5 protein-coding genes and 1 pseudogene are annotated in these 8,000 nt (G+C 67.4%); 1 reads left to right on the plus strand and 5 read right to left on the minus strand.

Features of this window, described 5'->3' with window-relative positions; all coding sequences use genetic code 11:
* The 5 genes and pseudogenes from DBR34_RS05405 to DBR34_RS05425 all read right to left on the minus strand — a co-directional run.
* A pseudogene (locus DBR34_RS05405) lies at positions 1-512 on the minus strand (SGNH/GDSL hydrolase family protein); the annotation flags it as partial.
* Positions 513-547: 35 nt separating this feature from the next.
* A complete protein-coding gene (locus DBR34_RS05410) occupies positions 548-1,303 on the minus strand; it encodes a glucose 1-dehydrogenase (protein ID WP_128096004.1) in 756 nt (251 codons plus the stop codon).
* 42 nt (positions 1,304-1,345) lie between these two features.
* Positions 1,346-2,638, minus strand: a complete 1,293-nt coding sequence (locus DBR34_RS05415; RefSeq protein ID WP_128096005.1) for an MFS transporter — start codon at positions 2,636-2,638, stop codon at positions 1,346-1,348.
* Positions 2,635-4,869, minus strand: coding sequence for an oligoalginate lyase (locus DBR34_RS05420; protein ID WP_258223683.1), 2,235 nt, complete (start codon positions 4,867-4,869; stop codon positions 2,635-2,637). The genes DBR34_RS05415 and DBR34_RS05420 overlap by 4 nt, the downstream gene beginning before the upstream one ends.
* Positions 4,866-7,091, minus strand: a complete 2,226-nt coding sequence (locus DBR34_RS05425; protein ID WP_258223684.1) for a polysaccharide lyase 6 family protein — start codon at positions 7,089-7,091, stop codon at positions 4,866-4,868. Before DBR34_RS05425 ends, DBR34_RS05420 begins: the two co-directional genes overlap by 4 nt.
* 281 nt (positions 7,092-7,372) lie before the next feature.
* On the opposite strand from DBR34_RS05425, the gene DBR34_RS22180 reads away from it, so the two are divergent.
* On the plus strand, positions 7,373-8,000 hold a 628-nt coding region (locus tag DBR34_RS22180), incomplete at its 3' end, for a TonB-dependent receptor plug domain-containing protein (protein ID WP_258223685.1).

Raw genomic sequence — 8,000 nt, forward strand, 5'->3', positions numbered from 1 at the left:
ACGTTCTGCCGGTAGGCCAGTTTGACCTTGTCGCCCACCTCGGCCAGGCGACCGTCGGCAATGCGCAGCGCCGTGCGGCGCACCGCCGGTTTGGTGGGCTGCGGGAAATACACGGTGAGCGATACATCGGCCAGTGCCGGCACCGTCATCGCCACCGGGTCGCTGAGCAGGGCGGCGCCGACCGGCACCACCACTTCGCTGCGACCGTTGAAGGTAACCAGCTTGGCCGGGGTGGCCGTGCCGGTGCGTTGGGCCGATGCGCCGCCGATGGTCAGCGGCGCATCCCCCAGTTCATTGCTGATGCGGAAGCGCAGCGCGGTGGCCGAACTGGCCAGCCGCATGTCCTGGCGCACCGTCTGGTGCGCGAACTGTACCGGTGCTTCCGGGGTGCCGTCCTGGCGGTCTGGCGCCGGTGAGGCGGTCCATGCCGGCACCCACACCTGGGCATGGGCGGGCAGCGCAGCGGCGCTGGTGGCAAGTGCAAGTGACAGTGCAGTGGTCCAGCGCAGCATGGCGGCCCTCCCAGGCGGTCAGCGAAGCAAAACAATCAGGAGAAGTAGGTGCCGCCGTTGACGTCCACGTTGGCACCGGTGATGAAACCGGCCGCGTCCGAGGCCAGGTACACGGCGGTGTCGGCCGCTTCCTGCGGGCGGCCCTGGCGGCGCAGCGGGGTGTTGCCGGCCACGGCGGTGCGCACTTCCGGCTTGGTGAATTCATCGTGGAAGCGGGTGGCGATCATGCCGCAGCACAGCGCGTTGACGCGGATGCCGCGCGGGCCCAGTTCCTTGGCCATGGCACGGGTGAAGGTCATCACCGCAGCCTTGGCGGTGGCATAGATCGCCGCGCCCGGGCCACCGCCATCGCGGCCGGCCTGCGAAGCGAAGTTCACGATCGCACCGCCTTCGGGCATGTGCGGCACCACCGCGTGCGTGGTCAGGTAGACCGAGCTCATGTTGAGGTCCATCACCTTGTGGAAGAACGCTTCGTCGATCTCGGCCAGCGGGCGGCGCTGCACCATGCCGCCGGCCACGTTGACCAGCACGTCGATGCGCTCACCGAAGGCCGCCTGGGTGGCGGCGACCATGCCGGCTACGGCCTTGGCGTCGGTCACGTCGGCGCGGTGCACGATGGCGGTGCCACCGGCCGCTTCGATCTGCTTCAGGGTGTCCTGCGCGCTGGCTTCATCGTTGGCGTAGTTGATGCACACCTTGGCACCGGCCGCAGCCAGCTTGATCGAGATCTCGCGGCCGATGTCACGGCCGCCACCGGTGACGATGGCCACCTTGTTGTTGAATTGGGTCATGGAAAACTCCAGTAGTGCGTTGGGGGAAAGGAAAAAAGGGGGTCAGCGCGGCTGGGCCGGGCCGTCGAGTTTTTCGACGCGGCCGGTCACCAGCCACAGCGCCAGCAGCGAGGCCGGCACCAGTGCGGCCACCAGGATGAAAATGGGTGCGTAGGAGTCGTGGGTCATCGCCGGCACCAGCCAGGTGGTGATCAACGTGCCGGCCACCGCGGCCATGCCGCCCAGGCCGGCTACCGAGCCCACGGACTTGCCGCTGAAGATGTCGCCGGGCAGGGTCTGGATGTTGCCGATCGCAATCTGGAAGCCGAACAACACAAACGCAATGGTCACCACCGCCCACACCGGGTCGGTGGCCAGCACCGCGCCCAGCAGGGCCGGGGCCATGATCGCCCCGCCCAGGGTGATGACCACCTTGCGCGCCTTGTCCACGCTCCAGCCGGCCCCGATCAGCCGCCCGGACAACCAGCCGCCGCCGAGGCTGCCGATCATCGCGCCCACGTAGGGCACCCAGGCGAAGATGCCGATCTGCTTGATGTCAAAGCCGAAGGTGTCGGCCAGGTAGAGCGGCAGCCAGGACACGAACAGCCACCAGATCGGGTCCAGGAAAAACCGCGAAATCAAAATGCCCCAGGTCTGCCGATGGCCCAGCAGCTGGCGCATGCTGGGCACGTACTCGGCCTTGGGCGTGGCCGGCTGTTCGGTGGGCGCATCCAGGATCAACGCACGCTCGGCCGCGCTTACCCACGGGTGCTTGTCCGGGCCGGCGCGGTAGATGATCAGCCACGGCAGCAGCCAGATGAAACCGATCGCACCGATCAGGATGAAGGTGCCGCGCCAGCCCAGCCACAGGAACAGCACCGCGATCAGCGGCGCCGACACGATCGCGCCGATCGACGCACCGGCGTTGAACACGCCCTGCGCCAAGGCCCGCTCGCGCGCGGGGAACCACTCGGCGTTGGCCTTCACCGCGCCTGGCCAGGCGCCGGCCTCGCTGATGCCGAGCATCGCGCGGACCAGGCTGAAGGACAGGATGGAGTGGGTGACCGAGTGCAACGCGATCGAGATCGACCACACCGCAATGGACAGCGCAAAGCCGAGCCGCGTGCCGATGATGTCGAACAGGCGCCCGAACACGAACTGGCCGGCGGCGTAGAACAGCATGAACACCGTCACCAGCAGTGCGTAATCTTCCTTGGTGGCGCCCACGTCCTTGGAAATCTGCGGCCACATCACCGCCAGCGCGTTGCGGTCGATGTAGTTGATGACCGTGGCAATGGCGATGAGCGCCACGATCAGCCAACGGACGTAGGTACGGGCCTGCGTGGTCACTTTCATTTGCTGTCCTTGCCGGTGCTGCTGTCAAAGCGCTTCCAGCCGCCGTCCCAGCGCCAGCTGTGCCCGCCGCCACTTACCTCATGGCTGCCGGGCTTGCCCGGTTCATCGGCAATGCCCACCGCCACCCGCTTGCCGCCGGCCAGGTCCAGCACCAGCACGTCGGCATCCTTGCCGCGGTAATGCGCCATGGCGTCGATGCGGCTGTTGGCACCGCGCACGGTCTCGGCGGTGCCGTCGTACTGGCCGTGCGGTTCCAGCACGCCATAGAAGGTGGTGGCGGCCTGGCCATCCACGCGCTGCAGCAGCATCGGCTCGCGGCGCAGGTTGAACGACGGATCATTCGCGCCGCTCTCGCCGATCAACGCGCGCGACGGCGCGGTGCTGGCGAAGCGGTACGTATAGAAGCGCCCGTCCAGCAGCCAGGTCAGGCTGCGCGCCTCGCTGCTGGGCTCGCTGGAGGCATCCACCCACACGTGCTGGTAGCCGTTGGCCTTGCCCAGCACCGGGCGGCTGGTCACCGCCGACTGGCTGTTAAAGCCCACGTCCATGATGTGGCCGTTGAAGTGCAGCGGCAGGTCGTAGCGCGCGACCTTGCTGCCGGTCACGCGCAGCAGGTCCAGCACCACCGGCTCGCCCAGCGAGGGGTGGGCCAGCAGCAGCTGGGTGCGGGTGAAGCTCACCCCGTCGTAGGCACTGTCCATGCGTGCCGAGGCAATCTGGGTGTCGTCGCTGGTGGCAAACAGCAACGGCGTCGGTGCCAGCGGCTGGCCCTTCTTCCAGTCGCCGCCGAAGTGGCTCTGCTCGTTCACCACCAGCGTGTTGTGCGCGATGGTCTGGCGTGCCCAGCTGTTGTTCTCGGGCAGGTAGATGCCGCCGGCCTTGGCCTCGATGTTGAGGAAGCGCGCCGCGCCGTAGTCGGTGACCACGCGCTGGCCGTTGTCGTAGAACAGCCAGTTGAGCTTGTCGAAGTGGCCGTGGCCCATGCCCTGCTTGGTGTTTTTCATCACCAGCGCCTGGCCGTCCTCACCGCCCATGCGCAGGATCGCCAGCGCCCCTTCGGTGCCGTCCGGGCCGTCGCGCAGCAGCGTGGGCACGAACGCGAACGGCTTGGCCTTGTCCTGCGCCAGCGCCTGGGCCACCTGCAGGCCCTCGGGCGACAGCAGCACGCGCTTCTGCGCCTTGGCCACCGACAACAGGCGCGCATCTGTGGTGCGCGCGTAGGCGATGTCGATGCCGGCCACCAGCTCTTCGGTGTCCAGGCCCTTGTCCAGGATCGCGTCGTTGATCGGGAAGAAGTAGCCGCCGTAGCTGCTCTGCACCAGTGCATCCACCGCCTTGAGCAGCACGCCGTCGCGGCGCTTGAAGATGCCCTGCTGCGGGTCGTTGCGCTCGATCGCATTGGCGAACAGGATGAACGGCGCCAGCGCATACCGCTGGTAGTAGGGGCCTTCCTCGTAATAGCCATCGGGCGAGAACAGCTGGTCCACCTGCTTGAGGAAGCCGGCGCTGCCATCGCGCTTGCTGCCCTTCAGCGCCTTGTCCACATAGGTGGGGTCGCGCAGCACGTAACCGGTCATGCCCACCGCCGCCACCGCCCAGGTGGCATGGTTGTGGATCTTGTCGAAGTTCTCCGGCGTGCCGCTCAGGAAGTCGGCCATCGGCCGGAACACGTTGTCGTCGATGGTCTTCCGGTCCGCGGCGCTCAGGTTGTCGCGGATCGCGTCGTAGCCCTGCACCGCGCTCACCAGCCATACCGAATCGTTGAGCGTCTGCCAGAACAGCCGGCCGGGAATCTGGCCGCGTCCCTGCGGGTGTGCGCCCAGGCCCGGGTAGAGCTTGGCGTAGCCCAGCAGCAGGTCGCGTGCGTAATCGGCATAGACCTTGTCGCCCGTCAGCCGGTACAGCGCACCGGCGGCCTGGATGGCCTGGTAATTGCGCTTGTGCTGCTCGTGGGTGTAACCGCCGCCTTTGTCCTTGGGCACCGGTACATCGATGCCGGCCTTGATCATGCCGCGCACAAAGCGTTCGGCGCGCTGCTGCTCCTTGCTGAACACCGGGTAGCGGGCGCCGTCGCTGCGCATCTGCTGCCACTGTGCGGCGGTGACCAGTACCGGCGCACTGGCGCTGGTGGCGGGCTGCTGGGCGCTGGCAGGCGCGGCAGCAACGGCGGGCAGGGCGGCGGCGCTGAAGGAAGCAGCCAGCAGCAGCATCAAGGGCGTGGAACGCGTCATGGCAGGGTCTCGGCTGGAGTATCAGACTGCATTTCCGCCGTGGCGGTAAGCACGTTGTTGCGTACGCGCAGGTGGGGCTCGCCCACGCGGTGGCTGAAGCGCACGCGGCCGCTGTGCGCGAACTGGTTGTCTACCAGCGTGGCCTGCTGCACGCCCTGCAGGCGCAGGCTGGTGTCATCGGCCACGCCCACCTGCTGCAGCTGGTTGCCCTGCAGCAGCAGCGACGGCCCGAAGGTGCTCTCGTCGGTGCCGCCGCGGTACAGGGTCAACAGCGGCCCGCCGCTGCGGGTGAAGCGCGACGCCACAATTTCTACCTGCTCGGCGTTGTAGGTACCCAGGTCGTCGGTCTCGGCGGCGGCGGAAATCACGCTGCCGCTGATGTCGTCCACCGTGGTGTTGCGCAGCGTGATGCGCGCGGCCAGGCTGCCCTTGCCGGCGTTGACCACGTCGAAGGCCTTGTTGGCGGTCAACCCATGGATGCGGCTGTCTTCAATGTGCAGGGTGTAGTTGAACGCCTGGCTGCCCGGCGCAATGCGCACCACGGCGTTGCCGGCGGCATCGGGCGCCAGCGCGCCGTCGATCTCCAGCCGCGACAGCTTCAACGCGCCGCCGGCGCGGATCTCGAACAGGCTGGGGCGGGTGAACTGCAGGCTGGCCTGGCCACGCGCCGGCCCGATCACGCTCAGTGGGTGGTCCACGCCCAGCACCTGGTCCACCCGGTACTGGCCGCGTTGCAGCTGCAGGCGGTCGCCCGGGGCGCTGGCCGCGATGGCGCGGGTGAGGGTGTCTTCGCCCGGGGCCACCTTGCGCACGCTGCCACTGTCCAGCGCCACCGTGCTCAGCGCCTTCGGGTACCACGCCACGCCCACCTGGTCGCGGGCGACCGGTGCCAGGTCGCGCGGGGTACCGGCGGCGACCGTTTCCACCGGGTATTGCAGGCCGTTCGCCGCGCGCTGCAGGGTGACCTGGCGCGCGCTGACACCGGCCGGGAAGCCGGGCGACACGGCCGGGCTCTGCACGTTGCCGCTGAAGGCAATGCCGCCCAGGTCGCCCTGGCTGCGCAGCAGCGCGTTCCTGCCATCGCCGATGAACAGGTTGCCGGCCATGCGGCTGTTCACCGGCATGGCGTTGCGCTCGTCATCCAGCCCCGCGCCCAGGAACAACTGGCGCACGTTGATGAAGCTGTTGCGCTCGATCACCGCATCGTCCACCTGCTCGTAGCGGTTCAGCGGCGCGTCGCGGGTGCCGGCCATCACCGCCAGCGCGGCGGCGAAGTTGTCGCCGGCGATGTTTTCGAAATAGTTGTCGCGCACGATCTGGTGGCGGTTGATCACCCGCACGCCGCCGGTATGGGCCTTGTTGTTGCCCAGGAACACGTTGCGCTCCACCACGTTGCCGTGCCCGTGGCGCAGCACCATCGAGCCGCGCGATTCAAAGAACACGTTGCCGCGGTACAGGTTGCCGCCGGACTTGTTGGACACGATCTCCACTTCGCCGTCGCACTGCTCGAACCAGTTGTTCTCCACCACCGTATTCGAGTTGGACTGCGAGTCGGTGCTGGTGCCCACCCGAAGGGTCTCGCCGCCGTTGCTGCCCAGGTTGGGGCGCGGGCCGAACCAGTTGTGGTCGATGCGGTGGCGGTTGTCCAACCCGCTGGTGGCGTTGCGCACCACCACCAGGGTGGTGCCGGCGTTGGTCTTGCCCACCAGCTGGTTGTGGTCGAAGCGGTTGTGCTGGCCGTACATGCCCACCCAGTTGTCCGACTGCTGGCGGTCCGGCTTGTTGTAGCCGTCGATCACCACCCCGGTCACCCGGCTGTGGGTGGCCCACTCCTTGGACGAGGCGCGGAAGGACACCACTTCGCCGCCGGGTGCCCAGCCATCGCGGAACACCAGGTTGGACACCTCCAGGTAGCTGCCGGCCAGCCGCAGCTGCGACTGACCGCTCAGGATCACCTTGCCGGGGGTCTGCGCCGTCAGCTTAATTGGTTGACCAATTTTGCCGGTGCCGCGCAGAAGCAGATTGGTATCGCGCCACACGCCGTCCGCGAGGATCACCGTATCGCCGGGTTGCAGGGTGTTGGCCACCTGCGCATAGGCGGCAGCGTCGTGGACCAGGTGATTGGCGGCGAAGGCGGGCAGGGCGCCCAGCAACAGGCCCGTGGCCAGTGCCGCAGCAAGCGGGCGCAGCGCCCATGGCGCATGCGAATGGTGCAAAGTCACAGGCTTACCCTCCCAGATCAACCGTGGCGTCCAACGCGAGTCCGGATCGTAACAGGTCGGGCGCGGCGCGCGTCAACCACAATCGCATACCACTTTAGGTGCATGTGGTTGGCCGGTTGCGCATATTCCTGCTGCATCCGCACATTAAATCCGCGCAAAGTGGTCTAGGCGGATCACAGGGGTAGACTTTAGTACCAATTCATTGACATTGGTCCAGCAACCGTGAATTGTCCGGATCGAATCCGTGTAGTCGGACGATCCATCCTGGGAGGGAGATCACGATGTTGCATGACCGCCGTACGGCCTCGCCACGAGGCCTTCGCCGCACCGCGCTGCATGGCGCGCTGTTGTATGCCCTGTCTGTCACCGCGGCCGTGCCGCTGGTGTATGCACAGGACGCCGAAGCACCGCCCGCACAGCCCACCACCCTGGACCAGGTCCAGGTCACCGGCGTGCGCGGCACCATCCAGACCTCGATCGACAAGAAGCGCGAAGAGACCGTGGTGTCCGACGTGCTTGCTGCCGAGGACATCGGCGACCTGCCGGCCCTGTCCATCGGCGAGGCCATCGAAACCATCACCGGTGCCTCCACCCATCGCGAAAAGGGCGGTGCGTCGGAAATTTCGATCCGTGGCCTGGGCCCGTTCCTGGGCTCGTCCACGTTCAACGGCCGCGAAGCGACCAATGGCAGCGGCGACCGCTCGGTGAACTTCAACCAGTTCCCGTCCGAGCTGATCAACAGCGTGGCCATCTACAAGACCCAGCGCGCCGACTTCGTCGAAGGCGGCGTGGCCGGCACCGTGAACATGGAAACGGTCAAGCCGCTCGAATACGGCAAGCGCACCATCCAGGTCGATGGCCGCGGCACCTGGCAGGACTACGACGACCGCCTCAAGGACAAGGACGGCG

It is taken from the genome of Stenotrophomonas sp. HMWF003, from assembly GCF_003061285.1.
Taxonomy (GTDB): Bacteria; Pseudomonadota; Gammaproteobacteria; order Xanthomonadales; family Xanthomonadaceae; genus Stenotrophomonas; species Stenotrophomonas maltophilia_AP.

Bases quoted from the DNA above. Each gene is read 5' to 3' on its own strand.
- DBR34_RS05410 (WP_128096004.1), bottom strand. From the start codon at position 1,303: ATGACCCAATTCAACAACAAGGTGGCCATCGTCACCGGTGGCGGCCGT.
- DBR34_RS05415 (WP_128096005.1), bottom strand. From the start codon at position 2,638: ATGAAAGTGACCACGCAGGCCCGTACCTACGTCCGTTGGCTGATCGTG.
- DBR34_RS05420 (WP_258223683.1), bottom strand. From the start codon at position 4,869: ATGACGCGTTCCACGCCCTTGATGCTGCTGCTGGCTGCTTCCTTCAGC.